12 protein-coding genes are annotated in these 17526 nt (G+C 63.1%); 7 read left to right on the forward strand and 5 right to left on the reverse strand.

The features are described 5' to 3' along the window. Positions 1-1249: 1249 nt before the first annotated feature. The gene (locus K288_RS0125990) at positions 1250-2416 is read right to left on the reverse strand and encodes a fumarylacetoacetate hydrolase family protein (protein ID WP_027582200.1); all 1167 of its coding nucleotides are present in this window, start codon (positions 2414-2416) and stop codon (positions 1250-1252) included. Between the two features lie 308 nt (positions 2417-2724). Between K288_RS0125990 and ppk2 the strand changes: the two genes are divergently transcribed. Then, complete coding sequence (gene ppk2 / locus K288_RS0125995) at positions 2725-3645, forward strand: polyphosphate kinase 2 (RefSeq protein WP_027582201.1); 921 nt, start codon at positions 2725-2727, stop codon at positions 3643-3645. Between the two features lie 308 nt (positions 3646-3953). Further along, complete coding sequence (locus tag K288_RS0126005) at positions 3954-4745, forward strand: outer membrane beta-barrel protein (protein ID WP_043160725.1); 792 nt, start codon at positions 3954-3956, stop codon at positions 4743-4745. A gap of 309 nt (positions 4746-5054) precedes the next feature. Here the strand turns inward: K288_RS0126005 and K288_RS0126010 are convergent, their stop codons facing one another. From K288_RS0126010 to K288_RS0126025, 4 genes are all read right to left on the reverse strand, one after another. Continuing rightward, positions 5055-8171 carry an autotransporter domain-containing protein gene (locus K288_RS0126010; protein WP_244443257.1) on the reverse strand — a complete coding sequence of 1039 codons (3117 nt, stop codon included), beginning with the start codon at positions 8169-8171 and terminating at the stop codon, positions 5055-5057. A 177-nt stretch (positions 8172-8348) separates the two neighbouring features. After that, positions 8349-9305 (reverse strand): DMT family transporter, encoded by a 957-nt coding sequence (locus tag K288_RS0126015; RefSeq protein ID WP_027582204.1) that lies wholly within the window; start codon positions 9303-9305, stop codon positions 8349-8351. Positions 9306-9589: 284 nt separating this feature from the next. Beyond that, on the reverse strand, positions 9590-10429 hold the full coding sequence (locus K288_RS0126020) for an aldo/keto reductase (protein ID WP_027582205.1): 840 nt from the start codon (positions 10427-10429) through the stop codon (positions 9590-9592). 111 nt (positions 10430-10540) lie between these two features. Next, a complete protein-coding gene (locus K288_RS0126025; protein ID WP_027582206.1) occupies positions 10541-12025 on the reverse strand; it encodes an aldehyde dehydrogenase family protein in 1485 nt (494 codons plus the stop codon). A gap of 116 nt (positions 12026-12141) precedes the next feature. Here K288_RS0126025 and K288_RS0126030 point away from each other — a divergent pair, with 116 nt between their 5' ends. The 5 genes from K288_RS0126030 (at position 12142) to K288_RS0126050 (ending at position 17523) form a co-directional block, all read left to right on the forward strand. After that, positions 12142-13227: a substrate-binding domain-containing protein gene (locus tag K288_RS0126030; protein WP_027582207.1), complete on the forward strand. Its 1086-nt coding sequence runs from the start codon at positions 12142-12144 to the stop codon at positions 13225-13227. Between the two features lie 80 nt (positions 13228-13307). Then, positions 13308-14054, forward strand: a complete 747-nt coding sequence (locus K288_RS0126035) for a glutamine amidotransferase (protein WP_027582208.1) — start codon at positions 13308-13310, stop codon at positions 14052-14054. A gap of 48 nt (positions 14055-14102) precedes the next feature. Next, on the forward strand, positions 14103-15530 hold the full coding sequence (locus K288_RS0126040; RefSeq protein ID WP_027582209.1) for an NAD-dependent succinate-semialdehyde dehydrogenase: 1428 nt from the start codon (positions 14103-14105) through the stop codon (positions 15528-15530). Between the two features lie 317 nt (positions 15531-15847). After that, positions 15848-16279 (forward strand): CBS domain-containing protein, encoded by a 432-nt coding sequence (locus tag K288_RS0126045; RefSeq protein ID WP_027582210.1) that lies wholly within the window; start codon positions 15848-15850, stop codon positions 16277-16279. A 497-nt stretch (positions 16280-16776) separates the two neighbouring features. After that, positions 16777-17523, forward strand: a complete 747-nt coding sequence (locus K288_RS0126050) for a gluconate 2-dehydrogenase subunit 3 family protein (protein ID WP_027582211.1) — start codon at positions 16777-16779, stop codon at positions 17521-17523. Positions 17524-17526: the final 3 nt, after the last annotated feature.

Consider the following 17526-nt stretch of genomic DNA (forward strand, 5'->3'; position numbering starts at 1 on the left):
AGACGGCATAGCCTCCAGTCACGCAACCAGGGCCCGCCGGCTCTACGCCGCGCGCCCCGTACAGGATGGATGATGACCGTGCCACCCAGGGGCTGAACAAAGCCGTTTTGTAGATGGGTCTCATCCTCTCAGGCTTCCTCGCCGCAAGCATGCGGAAGGTGGGTACGGATCAAACATCCGACCGGATATGAGGTGATGCAGTGAGCTGCAGAAATCTTCGGAAGCCAATCCTCGCCCGGGGGCCGGTCGTCGCGCTGCGCTATGCATGGCTTCGCGCGCCGCCCTCTCACCGCAAAAAACCGACCCATGCTTGTTCGTTGAGAGCCTTGACTCACAAAGCCCCATATGAGGGTGGGCAAAGGAGCGTAGCGACGTGCCCACCATCCAACACGGTGCTCGCGATGGTGGGCACGCTTCGCTCTGCCTACCCTACAACGTCGTCGCCATCTCTGATTCAAATTTCAAACAGCTCTCCGCTGTCATCGTCCGCGAAGGCGGACGATCCAGTATTCCAGAGGCGCCTGAGCTTAAATTCAGGGGCCGCGGGTTACTGGATGCCCCGCCTTCGCGGGGCATGACGGTGGAGTGTGTGGATGCGAGTCTGCGTTCTCGCGGCACGAACTGCCCGAGCTTTGCGTCTCGTTCCACCCTCGTCGATATCAGAGGGCGCAGGGAAAGCCGGGTGCTGGTTGCACCCGTGGGTCCCGTGCAACAAAAAGCACGGGGGTAGGACCACAGGTTCAACCGAAGCATTCCGGCTTTCCCTGCGCGATGGTGTTACGGCTTACTTCGTGCTCTCCCCGGTGACCGGGCTCTTTTGCCACCGTCACCCTTAGGGATGTTTCCATCCCCCAGGACTTAGCGCCAGCGTCGGGGCGCCAGGACCACACGACTTCGCCGTCCGCTGATGTTGCGTTCGTCTGTCGCAACACCTGCGTCCACCGCATCTCACCGCAACGTTCGTGACGATCGCGACCCGCCCCTCTCTTGGGTGAGACGCGCGGAGTCATAGTGCTGATTTGCCCGACGACGGAAGCGGAATGTTTTTTCCGCGAGGGATGGACAGACTTTTGGGTGATTTGCCCGTCGGGTTGATTTGTCGCACCCGTTGCATCCACATCGCCATTGCGAGCGCAGCGAAGCAATCCATAGCGCCACATATGGAGGCGTGGATTGCTTCGCTCGCAATGACGGCGGAGTTTGAGGCTCGAGAAACGGTGGGTTACGCTTCGCTAACCCACCCTACGAATTATCTGCGCTGCGCGAGGCTCTTCATCAAGGCGGAGATGCCAAACGTCCAGGGTTCGCATTCGTCGCTTGAGCGCATGCGGTTGACGAGTTTGCCGAGCTCGGGGGCAGCGATCGTGACGATGTCGTCGCGCTTGTGGGTAAAGCCCTGGCCCGGCGCATCGCGGTCTTTGACGGGGGCGAACATGGTGCCGAGGAAAAGCGCAAAGCCGTCGGGATATTGATGGACCGGTCCGATGGTCTGCGCCACGAGGTCGGTGGGATCGCGGCTGATCTTGCTGATCGACGAATGGCCCTCGAGGATAAAGCCGTCCGGTCCCTTCACGGTCAGGCCGACATCCATGTTGCGCACATTGTCGAGCGAGAAACTGCGGTCGAACAGGCGAAGCAGCGGGCCGACGGCGCAGGAAGCGTTGTTGTCCTTGGCCTTGGAGAGCAGCAGCGCCGAGCGTCCTTCGAAGTCGCGCAGATTGACGTCGTTGCCGAGCGCGGCGCCGACGATGTTGCCGCGGCTCGAGACCACGAGCACGACCTCCGGCTCCGGATTGTTCCAGGTCGATTTCGGATGCAGGCCGGCATCCATGCCGGTGCCGACCGAGGATAACACCGGCGCCTTGGTGAAGACCTCCGCGTCGGGGCCGATGCCGACCTCCAGATACTGGCTCCAGGCCTGCTGCTCGATCAGCACCTGCTTCAGCCGCATCGCCTCCTCCGACCCAGGCTTGAGCTTGGAGAAGTCGTCGCCGACCAGCCGCACCACCTCTTTGCGAATGGCCTCGGCGGAAGCCGGATTGCCGCGCGCCCGCTCCTCGATCACGCGCTCCAGCATCGAGATGGCGAAGGTGACGCCCGCGGCCTTGAGCACCTGCAGATCGAGCGGCGCGAGCAGCCACGGCTTTTGCGGATCGCGTCGGTCCGGCGGGGTGTTGGCCACGATGCTGTCGAGATCGCCGAGCGGCTCGCCCTTGACGCCGCGCAGCGCCGCGGCCGGATCGCTCTCCTCGCACAATGCGCTGACGGTCGGAAAGCGCGCGGTCACATCGAACACGCCCTCGCCGCGGATCGCGACCACGGCCGGGCCTTCAAGCTGCGGCAACCAGACGCGCCCGACCAGCGTGCCGTTGGTGCCGTCCTCCGGCAGGATGTCTTTGGCGGTCAGCGTGATCATCGAACTATCTCCCATCTCTTTTCGTTGTTGGCCGGCCACAACGGCTGAGGCTTCCCCAGCCGCCGCCTCCACTCCGCCGTCATCGTCCGCGCAGGCGGACGATCCAGTAAACTCCAGCCTCTCAGCCAAGCCACAAGCGTCCGCGTTTACTGGATGCCCCGCCTTCGCGGGGCATGACGGGCAACAGCGGCGCTTCTTAGCACGCCTGCGGCGCCAGTGTAGAGGCGCTCGTCATCCCGATGTCACAGAAGCAGCGTCAATTCCGGCACTCTACATCCCGTCTGTGAGCAGCCGAGAGACAGCACTCCATGACCACATCCAACCCGATCGACGAAGCCGCCCTGCGCGAGCGCATCAACCAGGAAATCGCCGACAATCTCGATGAGGAACTCGAGCTCGAACTCGACGACACGCGGCTGGACGACCTCGACGACGCCGCGCGCGGCGGCATGCCGGCGCTCGATCGCAAGCTCTATTTCCGCGAGCTGTTGCGGCTACAGGGCGAGCTCGTGAAGCTGCAGGACTGGGTGCAGCACGAGAAGAAGAAGGTCGTGATCCTGTTCGAAGGCCGCGACTCCGCCGGCAAGGGCGGCGTGATCAAGCGCATCACCCAGCGCCTCAACCCGCGCATCTGCCGCGTCGCGGCCCTGCCGGCGCCCAGCGAGCGGGAGCGGACCCAGTGGTACTTCCAGCGCTATGTCGCGCATCTGCCGGCCGGCGGCGAGATCGTGCTGTTCGACCGCAGCTGGTACAACCGCGCCGGCGTCGAGCGCGTGATGGGCTTCTGCACCGAAGAGCAATACCAGGAGTTCTTCAAGTCGGTGCCGGAGTTCGAGCGCATGCTGATCCGCTCCGGCACCATCCTGATCAAATACTGGTTCTCGATCACCGATGACGAGCAGCAATTCCGCTTCATGATGCGGATCCAGGATCCGCTGAAGCAGTGGAAGCTGAGCCCGATGGACGTCGAGGCGCGGTCGCGGTGGGAGCAGTACACCAAGGCCAAGGAGACGATGCTGGAGCACACCCACCTGCCCGACTCGCCCTGGTGGATCGTCGATGCCGTGGACAAGAAACGCGCCCGGCTGAACTGCATCTCGCATCTGTTGACCCAGATTCCGTATCAGTCGGTGCAGCACATCCCGGTTGTGCTGCCGCCGCGCGTCCGCAATCCCGACTATCACCGCGGCCCGGTTCCACCGGAGATGTACGTTCCGCCGGTGTTTTAGAGCAGTAATGGCGTTGCCCTGGAGCATGATCCGGAAAAGTGGCCACCGGTTTTCCCTCGCGACAAACCCAAAGCGTTTGCGCGGAGATCATGCTCAAACAAAGAGCTAAAGCGTGACGGCGATTCGAAGAAAAGTCATCACGCTTAGCCGACTAAAACGCTTTCCGCAAAGGAAGAGGTTACCGACGTAATCCATCTGGAAGGAGACGAAATCGTCGTGTAACGCACGAGCCATACACCCAAGTGTGGCAGCGACAGCATCATTGGGGATCTGCGGGCTGCCCGACGTCAAAAACTTGGGGATTTCAGATGAACAGGTATGGTGTTGTGCTCGTGGCCGTCGCCACGACGCTAACGAGCGGCGTTCGCGCCGCGGATCTTCCGGTGCACAAGGCACCCCCGCTCGCGGCCTATCCCGAGGTCTTCACGTGGACGGGCTTCTATGCCGGCATCAACGCCGGATATAAGTTCGACGGCGCCGACGATGTGCATACGGAAGGCCAAGCTGTTCCCAACATCGCTAATATTGCGGGTGGCGCACGGCCAGGCATCGTGTCGCTCAATCGGGACGGCTTCATCGGCGGTGGACAGATTGGTTACAACTACCAAATCGGACAGTTTGTCGCCGGCGTCGAAACCGACATTTCATATACGGACTTTCAGGATTTCAACTCGGTAACGACGGCTCAATTGGTGACCGGCCTTCCGCTCAACAACACTTTCAGGTCCCGCCTGGAATATCTTGGCACTGTTCGCGGTCGTGTCGGCTACGCCTATGAACGCTACCTGTTTTACGCGACCGGCGGTTTCGCCTACGGCAAGTCCGAACATCACGTCGATATGCTCGGCGCGACGGGCAACCTTCAGTTCTCGGGGGACTCAAGCGACGTCAAGACCGGCTATGTGGTTGGCGCCGGCGTGGAATACGCCATCACCAACAACTTTACCGTAAAAGGAGAGTACCTTTACTTCGATCTCGGCGACGACTCGGTGAACGTCGCCGTCATTCCGGGGTCAGGTGGCGCAGGAACCGGCTACAATTCGCATTTCTCCGACAACGGACAGATCGTTCGAGTTGGCTTCAACTACAAGATCAACTGAGCAGTCGGGTCGCATCCGGCCTCTATCCCGAGAGGCCGGATGGAAACCGGTCGAACGGAACCAGGCGATCAACGCTTCCAGCTCGCTCGCCACTTTGGCTTCCCGCGCGATCTTGCCTTGGCATCAACGACACACACGCTCGAGCATTCCGATGACACGTCGATTCCGGCGTAGTGGTTCATGATCGTCTCGCCGCGATGCTCGGAGCAAGCGTTGTAAGGTGAGCAAAGGCGCATAGCGCCGTGCCCACCGTCCACACTCCGCTCTGGATGGTGGGCACGCTTCGCTTTGCCCACCCTACCCTTCTGGCTACCAGGAAAGCCGCACCACGCCCTTGCCGGCATAGGATTGGCTGATGCCGGAGAATTCGCCTTCGAAGGTTCCTGCCGCGGACCAGCCGTTCAGCCACTTCATCTCCAGCGATGCCGTGGTGAGCGCGGAATCATGCGCCTGCGCCGCGCCGTTGACGACGAAGGCTGCACCCGGCAGCGTCTGGAACACGGCGCTCGCGGCGCGGTCCGGATTGAAATCATGCGCCCAGGCGGTGCGGCCGCGCAGCGTCACCACTCCGTCCTCCACGGCGAAGGATTTGTCCGCGCGCAGGCCGAGCTCGGTGCGCATGTCGCTGACGCTCTTGGCGGTGTAGTTCAGCGCGAAGGTGTTGGCGCCGGACACCACGGCTTCAGCGTAGTTCGGCAGATCAAATGTCGTCACCTGCGCCGCGGCGTAGGGCGTGAGGCCCAGCCACGGCGTGGCGTAGCGATAACCAGTCTCGAGCCGGCCGGAATAGGTGTTGGCGTTGAACTCGGCGCGGAGATGATCGACGCCTGCGACGGTGACGAAGCGGTCCGTGGTGACGTCCTGCCAGCCATAGGCCAGCGCCGCCGAGAGATAGGCCGGGCCTGCGGTATAGCGCGCGAACGCGCCGGCCTGGAACAGATCGGAGCGGCCCCAGCCGAGGCCGTTGACGCTGAAATTTGTGCCGCCACCGGCAAGTGCAAAGCCCGCAAGCAGCGACGGCGAGACGCGATAGTCGAAACCGACCGCGGTGCCATAGACGCTGCTGCTCGCGTTATTGGAGCCGAGCACGGCGTTGCCGTCCGTCGTCTGCGAACCGCCGAAGCCTGCGGCCCACACGCTCCAGCGCTGATCGAGGTTCGGTGGCGCAGCGGGCGCCTTGCGATAGACGGCGGCATAGGCATCGCGTTCGCGCTTGCTGCGCGCCGTGCGCGTTGAGGCGTAGGCGTCAGCGCCGTCCATGTCGGCGAAAGGCACGGCGGCCGCGCTGTCGCCAAAGCCGCTATTGCGGCCCGCAACGAATGGATCAGTCAGCAATCCCAGGAACAGGTTCATCGCGTTGAAGGTCGCCTGCTGCGATCCCGTCGCCACCTCGCCGGAGGCTTGTGTCAAGCCGGCCGGCGTCAGCGATGCGAATGACAGGGGAATGCTGCCATTGGCATTGAAGAGATTGGTCAGCGCGTTGGCGACGTTCTGCTGGTTGATGTTGAGATTGGATTTGGCGCCGAAGTCGAGGCCGAACGTCAGATAGACATTGGTCGCATCATAGCTCAGCGCCGCCGTCAGCCCGCCGGGCAAGCCGGCCATGCTGAGGCCGCTGAATGTCGTCCCGCCAAGGCCGCCATCTGCGGTCAGGATCGTATAGGGCCGCTTCGAAACCGAGCTGCCGGGCGCAAGGGCGGCGCCGACGGCGCCGGCGAGCGTTGCGCTGCCGGTCACATGGGCGAAGGAGGACGTGGTGGAGCTGACCTGCACCAGATAGAGCGCGCCGGACTGGAACGCGAGATTGCCGGCGATGGTGGTGGAAGCGCCCGGCACCGCATTGCCCGGCATGAATGCGCCGCCGCTTGCGATCGTGGTGTTGCCGACCGTGCCGATGCCCGAGAGCACGCCGCCCGCACTGACAGCCACGCTGCCGTTGATGACGCCATCGACCGCGAGCGTGCCGCCGAGCACGTTCCAGTCCTGCGCGCCGGTGCCGGTCACGGTCCATTTCGAGCTGTCGATCTTGTTGAATGTCGAGAAGCCATCATACTGATTGCCCGGCCCGATCAGGCTGAGGTCGAACCTGCCTGTGCCGGTGCCACCGAGCTGGAACGTGTCGCCGCCGTTGGCGAGCACCAGGCCGTGGATGACGCTGCCCGGACCGAGCGTCAGCACATTGGGGGTGCCGGGGCTGCAGCCGCAGAATTCGATCGCCGCGAAACCGTTCGCGGCGTTGATGGTGCCTGAGTTGAAGACGGAGCCGCCGCCGCCAACCGCGATGCCGACGGCGTCGCTGCCGACATTGATAGTCCCGGTGTTGATGACCTGGTTGGCTCCGGCAGGTCCGAAAGTCGACACGTCGATGCCGGCGGCGGCAAACGTGCTGTTTCCGACTGTGATTGTGCCCGCATTGACGATGGTGAGGGAATCGCCGACCGCGAAGATCCCTTTGGTGTCGTCGCCGCCGACAATGCTGCCTGTGTTGGTGATCGCGCCGGACGCGCCGAGGGAGAGGGGGAACAAGGCGATGCCAGCACCCAACATGCCGACGTTGATCGTGCCGCTGTTGGTGATCTTCGCGTTGTCGCCGGCTACGCCGATAGCCATGCCCACATCGCCGGTCGTGATCGAGCCGGCGTTGCTGACCAGCGCGTTGTTGCCCTGCACGGAAATGCCCGCGGCTCCCTGGCCAACGGCGATGCTGGCGCCTGCGGTGTTGGTGATCGTGTTGTTGTCGTTGATCGCGAAGATGCCGGCCGCGGGCGAAAAGCTGAAGCCTGTCGTGATCGTGCCGGCGTTGGTCACGGTGCTGTTGCCCGCGACGAAGATGCCGTTGCCGGTGTTGCCGACCGTGATGGAGCCGGCAACGGTATTGGTGATCGTGTTGTTCTGGCCCGCGAAGATGCCGGTGGCTCCGTTTCCGCCGGACAGCGTGCCGCTGTTGGTCACGACGTTGCCGTCGCCGACCGAGATAGCGAATCCGTCCGAGCCGGCGGAGATGGTCCCGTTGTTGGCGATGCTGTTGTTGTTGACGGCGCCGATGCCGATCGCGCTTTCGCCGACCGAGATAATGTCGTTGTTGATAACGGTGTTCGAATTGCCGACGTTCAGGCCGGTCAGGAACGCATCCGCGTTCAGCGTGCCGTTGTTGGCGACGGTGTTGGAATCGTTGAGGCCGATCGCCGCCGTGCCGTTGTCGCCAACGGTCGCTCCTGACTGCACATTGACGGTGAGGTTGTTGACCCCTGCGCCGGCCTCAAAGCCGCCGGGGACGAGGCCGTCGCAGCTGACGGTCTGGCCGCTCGTTGCCGGATCGAGCACGCATTGCGCATTCGCCGCTACGGTGGACAGACACAGGCTCGCCAGAATCGCCACCGCGGCGGCCGTGCGCGCGCCGAGACCAGCAGGCAACCGAAACCACACGCCACGCCCCCTCATTCCCCCGCGCCTTACGGCGCTTCCCTGGAACTCAGGTAGCATGCGGTTTCGCGACGGGTGGCAAGATTCCGGCGGAAGGCGGTTGATCGCTCAGCTTTCGCGGCGCCACTGTGGCGCTGTCGCAACGATTGCGCAGCGATACGTCTCACTCCGCGCACGAAGTCAGGCGTTCGGCGAAGGCTCGCCGGGCACGGTCAAGAGTTGCGAGCGACGGATTCGCTCACGGTGGGCAGTGTAAAGGCCGGAGGCAACGATGAAGGCGGCGCCGGTGATGGTCCAGACGCCGGGCACCTCGCCGAAGATGAAGAAGCCGAGCAGACTGACCCACAGCAATTGCGTGTAGGAGAACGGCGCCAGCACCGAGGCGTCCGCATAGCGGAAGGCCAGCACCACGATCCACTGGCCGGCAGTCGAGGCCACGCCGACCAGGATGCCGAGAAGAATGTCGTGCCAGGTCGGCGTGACCCAGGCGAACGGCACCATGACGGTCATGATGGCGAAGCCTGTGATCGCGGAATAGGTCATCGTGGTGATGGCGGCATCGCGGCCGCTGATCATGCGCGTCATGATCAAGGTCGACGCCCAGCAGAAGGCCGACAGCAGCGGGAAGAACGCGGCGACGTGGAACGCGCTGGTGCCGGGCCGCAGGATGATGAGGACGCCGATGAGACCGAGCGCGGTCGCGATCCAGCGCCGCAGGCCGACTTTCTCGCCGAGGAAAACGATCGACAGCGCCGTGACGAACAGCGGCGACACGAAGCCGGTGGCGGAGGCTTCCGCGATCGGGAGGAAGCGCAGGCCCGAGATGAAGAACAACGACGAACCGAGCAGCGCTGCGCCACGGAGGAATTGCAGCCCGACGCGACCGGTCCGCAGCGCAAAGAGCGGCGAGCCCGGCAGCATCGCCGGCGACATGATCATCGCGAATACGAAGAAGCGGATCCAGGTGATCTCGATCGATGGCAGCGTCGCCGACAGATATTTCGAGGTGACGTCGGACGTGCCGAGGAAAATCGTCGACAGCAGGATCAGCGCGATCCCCTTGAACGGCCGGTCGGCACGAGCGGGCGCTTTACGGAAGGCGGATTTCGTTGCAGACGAAGATTTCTTTGCAGGCAATGGCAACGGAGCGCTGTCCAGCCTGGCGGCTGCGGCGGGGGGCGGTGTCACGGCAATCTCGGAGGCAAAATCCAGCAAATCTGGCGAGGTGTCAGAGAACTCCAATTGAAGCACAACCACAAGGGCTGAAAACAGGACTCCGATATGCGCGAATGTGCGCGGCAGCACGCCACCGCCACTCGCCGTCGCAGGTGCAACACTTTGTTAAGAATCGTGTCCGTGACTTTGTTTTTTAAGCATGATCCGCTTCAGAAAACCGGTGCCCACTTTTCCGGGATCATGCTCTACAGCATTGGCAGGCTTCGCGGCTTCGGGCCGCGCGGAAAAGCCCTATCCAGAGCCTCGATCTCGCCGGCACTGAGCACGAGGTCGCCGGCTGCGGCGTTGTCGGCGGCGTGCGCGTCACTCGACGCTTTGGGAATCGCGAACACGGAAGCCGCACGCGTGAGGAAGGCCAGCGCGACCTGGCGTGGCGTGGCGTTGTGCGCCTCGGCGATCTTCTGCAACACCTCGCCGCCCTTGCTCCGCGGCGAGGGAAAATCATTATGGCCGAACGGCGAGTAGGCGACGACCGCGACGCCATGCTTCTCGCACCAGGGGATCACCGCATGCTCGATCGCGCGCTCCTGCAGGTGATAGAGCACCTGGTTGCAGGCGATCCTGCCCTTGCTCGAGACTTCCAGGATCTCGCCGAGATCATCGGCGTCGAAATTGCTGACGCCCCAGGACCGTATTTTCCCGGAGGCGACCAGTTCCTCGAACGCCGCAACGGTGTCTTGCAGCGGATAGGACCCGCGCCAGTGCAGCAGATAGCAGTCGAGCCGGTCGGTCTTCAGCCGCTTCAGCGAGCGCTCGCAGGCGGCGATGGTGCCGCGGCGCGAGGCGTTGCTGGGCAGCACCTTTGAAACCAGGAACAATTCGTCACGCCGGCCTTGTATCGCATCAGCGATCACGAGTTCGGCGTCGCCATACATCTCTGCAGTGTCGATGTGGGTCATGCCGAGCTCGATGCCACGGCGCAGCGCCGCCACCGCCGCCTTGCGGTCGCCGCGGTCGAGATACCAGGTGCCCTGCCCGATCACGGAGACATTGGGGCCATGGTGGCCAAATTTTTTGGTGCGCATGATCGCCTCGTTCGTCCAGGTGCCGCGGAGCGCGGACCTTAGACGAAACCGACGGCGATGTCGCGGCGGAAGCGGAGGACCTTCCGCCGCGATCACCAACCTCTCACGCCATCAGACGTTGAGGTTCATCCAGACCGCCTTGGGCTCGGTGAAATTGTCGATCGCGGCGGTGCCGTGCTCGCGGCCGAGGCCGGAATCGCGCTCGCCGCCCCAGGGCAGCCGCACGTCGGTGTAGCCATAGGTGTTGATCCACACCGTGCCGGCCCGCGCACGCTTGGCGAAGCGCTGCACGCGGCCGATGTCGCTGCTCCAGACGCCGGCGGCGAGGCTGTAGGCCGTGCCGTTGGCGATCCTCAGCGCATCCGCCTCATCCTTGAACTTGATGACGCTGACGACGGGACCAAAGATCTCCTCCTGCGAGATCCGCATCTCGTGCTTCACATTGGCGAACACGGCGGGGCTGATGAAATAGCCGCGATCGCCGACATGCTCGCCGCCGGTCACGAGCAGCGCGCCTTCCTGCTTGCCGATGTCGACATAGTCGAGAATGGTCTTCATCTGCTTGTCGGAAATCACCGGTCCGAGCGTCGTGGCGCGGTCCTGGGGATCGCCGATGCGCAGTGCGCTCGCACGTGCGGCCAAGCGCTCCACCACCTCGTCATAGACGCTCTCCTGCACCAGCACGCGCGAACCGGCCGAGCAGACCTGTCCGGCGTTGAAGAAGATGCCCGCGGCGGCCGCTTTCGATGCAGCATCGAGGTTCGCGTCGTCGAAAATCACATTGGCCGACTTGCCGCCGAGCTCCAGCGATACCCGTTTGAAATTGCCGGCCGCGCCGCGCATGATTCCGCGCCCGACACCGGGCGAGCCCGTGAACGTGACCTTGTCGACATCAGGGTGATTGACCAGCGCCTCGCCGGCGATACGGCCCGGTCCGGTGACGATGTTGAGCACGCCGCGCGGCAGGCCGGCTTCAAGCGCGAGCTCGCCGATCCGAAGCGCCGACAGCGAGGTCAGCTCGGCCGGCTTCATGACGACGGTGCAGCCGCACGCCAGCGCCGGCGCGAGCTTCCACATGCCGACCATCAGCGGAAAATTCCAGGGCACGATCGCCGCCACCACGCCGACCGGCTCGCGGACGGTGTAGGTCAGCGCATCGTCGCGGGTGTTCACGACGTCGCCGCCGATCTTGTCGGCCCAGCCGGCGTAATAGGTCAGCGTGTCGATCGCCGCCGGAAAATCCTGCCGCAGCACGGCCGCGATCGGCTTGCCGGCATCGAGGCTTTCGAGCTCGACGATCTCCTCGGCATGCTGTTTCAAGAGCTCGGCCCATTTCAAGAGGATGTGGCCACGCTCGGCGGCGCGCATGGTGCGCCACGGTCCCTCGAAAGCGCGGCGCGCGGCGGCAACGGCGCGGTCGACATCCGCCGCTCCGCCTTCCGAGATCGTCGCGATCACTTCCTCGGTCGCGGGGTTGAGAGACTTGAATGTGCGCCCGGAGACGGCCGGGACGCGGGCGCCATCGATCAGCAGCAACTCGTCCCTGAGCGCGGAACGGCCGGGAGCCTCCCGCGCATAGTCATATGCAATCGACATCATATTTCCTCCTGTCTGGTATACCAAAGCTAAGAGGATATGCCGTGCAGTAAATATGATATCTTCTGCCGATGACTAACGATAATATGAATTCAATTTCATAAGAGGATACGCCGATGCTGCACATCGAAATCGAGACCATCTGGCGATTTCACCGCGAAGGCAGCCCGCAGACGGCGGTGGTGCTGCTCGGCATCCTCAACGAGATCCGCAAGACCGGGAAAATCTCCAGTGCGGCCAATGACGCGCATCTCTCCTATCGCCACGTCTGGAACCTGATCGACCAATGGTCGGAGTTCTTCGGCGTGCCGCTGGTGGAGACCCAGCGCGGCAAGGGCTCGAAGCTGACGCCGTTCGGCGAGAAGCTGGTCTGGGCCGGCGAGCGCATGCAGGCTCGCCTCGGCCCGCAACTCGAAAACCTCGCGCAGGAACTGGCCACGGAGATCAAGCCGTTCCTGCACCAGCGTCCCTCGGTGATCCGCGTTCATGCCAGCCACGGCTTTGCCGTCTCCAAGCTGCGTGAATTCCTCGACCGCGAGCCCGGCATGGGTGTCGACCTCCGCTATGTCAGCAACCAGAACTCGCTGGTCTCGCTGGCGCAGGGCGCCTGCGACCTCTCCGGCGTGCACCTGCCGCACGGCGAATTGCGCGCGCAAGGCATCAAGGCGTGCCGCGAATGGCTCGATCCGCGCGAGGACCGCGTGATCAATTTCGTCACGCGCGAAATGGGCCTCATGGTCAAGCGCGGCAATCCGCTCAAGCTCAACTCACTGAAGGATCTGGTCGATCGCAAGGCGCGCTTCGTCAATCGCGATCACGATTCAGGCACCAGGCAGCTCTTCGATCAGCTCCTGGCGCTGCACCGGATTCCTGAAAGCCGGATCAACGGCGCGCAGCAGATGGAGTTCACCCATGCCGCCGTTGCCGCCTATGTCGCCAGCGGCATGGCGGATGCGAGCTTCGGCGTGGAAGCGGCCGCCCGTCAATTCGGCCTCGATTTCATCCGGCTGCTTACGGAAGACTATTTCTTCGTCTGCAAGAAGGCGTTCCTTGAAACAGAGCCGATGCAGCGCGTGCTTGAGATCATGAAGAGCCGCAACTTCCATGAAGCGATCGACGCCCTTCCCGGCTACGTTGCCTCCGAAACCGGCAAGGTCAGCGGCGTGAAGGATTTCCTGGAGCGGATGCACAGCGATCGCTGAGGCATACCTCCCGTTCGCTGGACTCCTCCGGCCCGGATACGTTATATTTGTGATTACATAACGCGTACTCGGATTCCCGGATGTTTCGACAGCGTCGTTCCGCCATCGCCATACGCCATGTGGCTTTCGAGGATTTGGGGCTCCTTGCCCCGATCATGGAGCGCGAAGGCTGGAGCGTGTCGTTCTGTGATGCACCGGTCGACGACCTCTCGGATCGATCGATCAGGAACGCCGAGCTCCTGATCGTGCTGGGCGGGCCGATCGGAGTCTACGAGGCCGACAACTACCCGTTCCTGAACGCCGAACTTGCGCTGCTCGAGCACCGGCTGCAGCGCGATCTGCCGACGCTCGGGATCTGCCTCGGCGCCCAGCTGATGGCACGCGCGCTCGGCAGCCGGATGTTCGCCGGCCCCGCCAAGGAGATCGGCTGGGGGACCATCGACCTTACGCCTGAGGGCGTGTCGTCCTGCCTGCGCCGCCTCGGGAAAGATCCGACCGTGCTGCACTGGCACGGCGACACCTTCGACCTTCCGCAGCAAGCCTCAAGGCTCGCCTCGAACGCCAATTACGAGAACCAGGCCTTCGCCTACCGGCAGAACGCTCTCGCGCTCCAATTCCATCTCGAGGCGGACCCGCGCCAGTTGGAAGAATGGTATGTCGGCCACGCGGTCGAATTGTCGGCGGCGAAGATATCGATCCCTGACCTCAGGGCCACAACGCTGAAGCTTTCGAAGACCGTCGCCGCGCAAGCTGAGCAGGTCTTCACCGAGTGGCTGCACGGCATCCCGCAAGCCGGCGTCACGCTTCAATCCGGCGCGAGCGCATAACGCGCCAGCTTCCGCACGTCTTGCCGCCAAGAACAACAGGGAACCACCATGGCAAACTATCCCGAGATCGAGCTCTATATCGACGGCCGCTGGAAACGCTGCAGCGGGCAGCCTGTCATCAATCCTGCCGACGAAACCACGCTCGGCACGGTGCCCACGGCGACGCGAGCCGATCTCGACGACGCGCTGGACGCCGCCGAGAAAGGATTTGCGATCTGGCGCAAGACGGCGCCGCTCAAGCGCGCGCAGATCATCCTGAGGGCAGCCGCCCTCATTCGCGAACGCATCAATGAGATGGCTGTCGCGATGACGCTCGAGCAGGGAAAGCCGATCGAGCAGGCAAGGCTGGAAATCCTGCGGGGTTGCGACATCATCGAATGGGATGCAACGGAAGGACAGCGGCTCTACGGTCGCGTGATCCCAAGCGAGCCCGGAATGCGGCACACCGTGCTGCGGCAGCCGATCGGTCCGGTAGCAGCATTCTCGCCCTGGAATTTTCCGATGAGCTCGCCGGCGCGCAAGGTCGCCGGTGCGCTGTCGTCGGGATGCTCGATCATTCTCAAGGCGTCCGAGGAGACGCCGGCCGGCGCCGTCCAGCTCGTGCGCGCCTTCCACGATGCGGGCCTGCCCGCGGGCGTGCTGAACCTCGTTTTCGGCAATCCGGCGGAGATATCAGACTATCTGATCCCGCAATCGCGCATCCGGCTGGTGACGTTCACGGGCTCGATCCCGGTCGGCAAACATCTGGCCGCGATGGCAGGAACTCACATGAAGCCGGCCATCATGGAGCTGGGCGGCCATGCGCCCGTGATCGTCTGCGACGACGTCGATCCGGTTGCGACGGCCGCGACCTCGGTGATCGGCAAGTCGCGCAATGCAGGACAGGTCTGCGTCGCGCCGACGCGCTTCTTCGTCCAGGAATCGATCTACGATCGATTTGCCAAAGCCTTTGCCGAGAAAGCGAGCGCGCTGAAAATCGGCAACGGATTGGGCCCGTCGAACCAGATGGGACCGCTCGCCAACTCGCGGCGGATCGATGCGATGGAAACGCTGGTTGCCGACGCCAAGGCCAAAGGTGCGCGCGTGCTTGCGGGCGGACACCGATTGGGCAATCGCGGTTACTATTTTCCGCTCACGGTGCTCGCCGACGTGCCCGACGACGCCCGCGCCATGAACGAGGAGCCGTTCGGTCCCCTCGCCCTCGTCAACCCTGTCAAGACGCTCGACGAAGCCATCGAGAAAGCCAATTCCCTGCCCTACGGTCTCGCGGCCTACGCATTCACCCGTTCGGCTGAGAACGCCGAGCGTCTTGCCGATGGCATCGAGGCCGGAAACCTCTCGATCAACCACTTCGTGGCGTCGGTCGCCGAAACACCCTTCGGCGGCGTCAAGGAGAGCGGCTACGGGCGCGAGGGCGGCACCGAAGGCCTGCAGTGCTACACGGTGGTCAAGAACGTCTCGCACAAGACGGGCTGATCGGTCGCTCCTTGGATGCAACGATCTCAGGTCCGGACGATGGGACCGGACTTCGGTCAGCTTCGCTTCCAGGCATTCTTCGAAGGAGCGCTCAAGCTAATCGTCGGATGGGGTTGAGAGCACAAGAACGACGACTTCAAACAGACGAACGAACGCCCCTGCCGTTGTTGCACCGCCGGCCCCGATACTCGCTGACTGCTTCCTGCCGATATGATAGGCTGATGCTCGTTGTCGAGGAGAATGGATGCCATGGTATGTGGCTCCCTGTTGCGGGGCGAGATGAAATAGGCGGCTAGGCCACACGATGGGAGGAAACGATGACCATCGAAAGCATTCTGAGGCGGAAGGGCACCGAGGTCACAACAATAGCTCCGGACGCCAGCATCAAGAGGGCAGCAGACTGGCTCCGCGCAAAGAATATTGGCGCCCTCGTGGTGACGAGTGAGAACTCAGTTCTCGGCCTGATTTCCGAACGTGAAATCGTTCACGCATTTTCTCGCTATGGCGAGACAGCCGGGACGATGCTTGTGAAGGAAATCATGCAGTGCGGTGTGACCACCGTGTCTCCGGACGAGAGTGTCAATCGCGCGATGAAGCTGATGACGCACCACCGCGTTCGCCACATGCCGGTACTGCGCGGCGGCAAGCTGGTCGGTATCGTCAGCATCGGCGATGTCGTCAAAGATCGACTTGAGAATCTGGAGCTTGAGACGAACATCCTGCGCGATGTCTACAAAGCCGCGCGTTGACGGTTCCGGCGCCGCTCATAGGCCCGCTGCCAATCGTCGTGCTCGCGTTCATATGGACGTTGCCGGCCCCGCCGCCTTGGCGCCGTGATCAAAAGTACTTCCTAAGACTTTCGACAATGTCGAGACGTCGGAGGCTGGAAAGCTCAATGGTTGCATTGCGCAGTGCAACATTCCGTGCACGGGCGCTTCCCACCGGCCGCTGCAGGTTCCACGACCTTAGAGCATCAGTCAGGCGTCAGCGTCGCGCTGTCGCTTAGCATCTCGAAAAAATGCAATCGTTCGCTTTTGGTAGACGCGCAAAGCCGGTTTACGCGATCCTCACGCAACGCTGGTCAGTTTCGCCAGATGAAAATCCTGCATCAGCAAATCGCAGGGATTTCACTTCCATCGATGCTTAGTCCGAAGCTAGAGACCCGAGGCCAAGAAAATCCTCAACAGGAAATGCCCGCGGCATTCTTAAGCGACGTGACTGCGTGTTGGATCGAAGGGAAACAGAGATGAAATCGTCCAACCCAACTTGGTTCGTCATTCGGCGCAGGGAATTTCTTGCGGGCACTGCGATGTTCCTGTTCGGCGCGACGCGCGTGCGCGCTGCCACCATCGCTGGGCAACTGCCCTGGACACCGAACGCGGGAGCCCCGCCTTCGCGAGCAAAGCTCGGGCCGTGGGAATTTTTCACTGGGGAAGAAGGGCGGGCAATGGAAGCGCTGGCTGACTGCATCATTCCGCCGGACGCGGAGACACCCGGCGGCAAGGACGCCGGTTGCGCCGTATTCGTCGATCGTCAGTTGGCGGGACCTTACGGCAGGCGGGAGGGACTTTACGTCCGTCCTCCGTTCCAGGCTGGCACCAAGAGTCAGGGACCCCAATCCGAGAAGGGACCCGCGCAACACTATCGCGAAGCGCTCGCCGCGCTTGATCGCGGCTGCAAGGCGAAATACGGCGAAAGGCCGTTTGCAGACCTGCCTGTCGCCGACAAGGACGAGGTCCTGAGAGAATTGGAAAAGGGCGACTTCAAGCTGGACGGCATCGATGGCCAGTCGTTCTTCGAGCAGGTCGTCAAGGATGTACAGATGGGATTCTTCGCAGACCCCATCTACGGCGGCAATCGCGACATGGTCGCATGGAAAATGATCGGCTATCCCGGCGCGCGCTACAATTACCTGGATTGGGTCAGCCGGCACAACGAGCGCTTTCCGTTGCCACCTGTCGGCATCACTGGCAGCGCGCAATGGACGAGGTGAGAG

The organism is Bradyrhizobium sp. Ai1a-2 (assembly GCF_000426245.1).
GTDB lineage: Bacteria > Pseudomonadota > Alphaproteobacteria > Rhizobiales > Xanthobacteraceae > Bradyrhizobium.

Excerpts from the sequence above, each read along its gene's own strand:
- K288_RS0126050 (WP_027582211.1), top strand. The coding sequence starts at position 16,777 with ATGAAATCGTCCAACCCAACTTGGTTCGTCATTCGGCGCAGGGAATTT.
- K288_RS0126025 (WP_027582206.1), bottom strand. The coding sequence starts at position 12,025 with ATGTCGATTGCATATGACTATGCGCGGGAGGCTCCCGGCCGTTCCGCG.
- K288_RS0126035 (WP_027582208.1), top strand. The coding sequence starts at position 13,308 with ATGTTTCGACAGCGTCGTTCCGCCATCGCCATACGCCATGTGGCTTTC.
- K288_RS0125990 (WP_027582200.1), bottom strand. The coding sequence starts at position 2,416 with ATGATCACGCTGACCGCCAAAGACATCCTGCCGGAGGACGGCACCAAC.
- K288_RS0126045 (WP_027582210.1), top strand. The coding sequence starts at position 15,848 with ATGACCATCGAAAGCATTCTGAGGCGGAAGGGCACCGAGGTCACAACA.
- ppk2 (WP_027582201.1), top strand. The coding sequence starts at position 2,725 with ATGACCACATCCAACCCGATCGACGAAGCCGCCCTGCGCGAGCGCATC.
- K288_RS0126020 (WP_027582205.1), bottom strand. The coding sequence starts at position 10,429 with ATGCGCACCAAAAAATTTGGCCACCATGGCCCCAATGTCTCCGTGATC.
- K288_RS0126040 (WP_027582209.1), top strand. The coding sequence starts at position 14,103 with ATGGCAAACTATCCCGAGATCGAGCTCTATATCGACGGCCGCTGGAAA.
- K288_RS0126030 (WP_027582207.1), top strand. The coding sequence starts at position 12,142 with ATGCTGCACATCGAAATCGAGACCATCTGGCGATTTCACCGCGAAGGC.
- K288_RS0126005 (WP_043160725.1), top strand. The coding sequence starts at position 3,954 with ATGAACAGGTATGGTGTTGTGCTCGTGGCCGTCGCCACGACGCTAACG.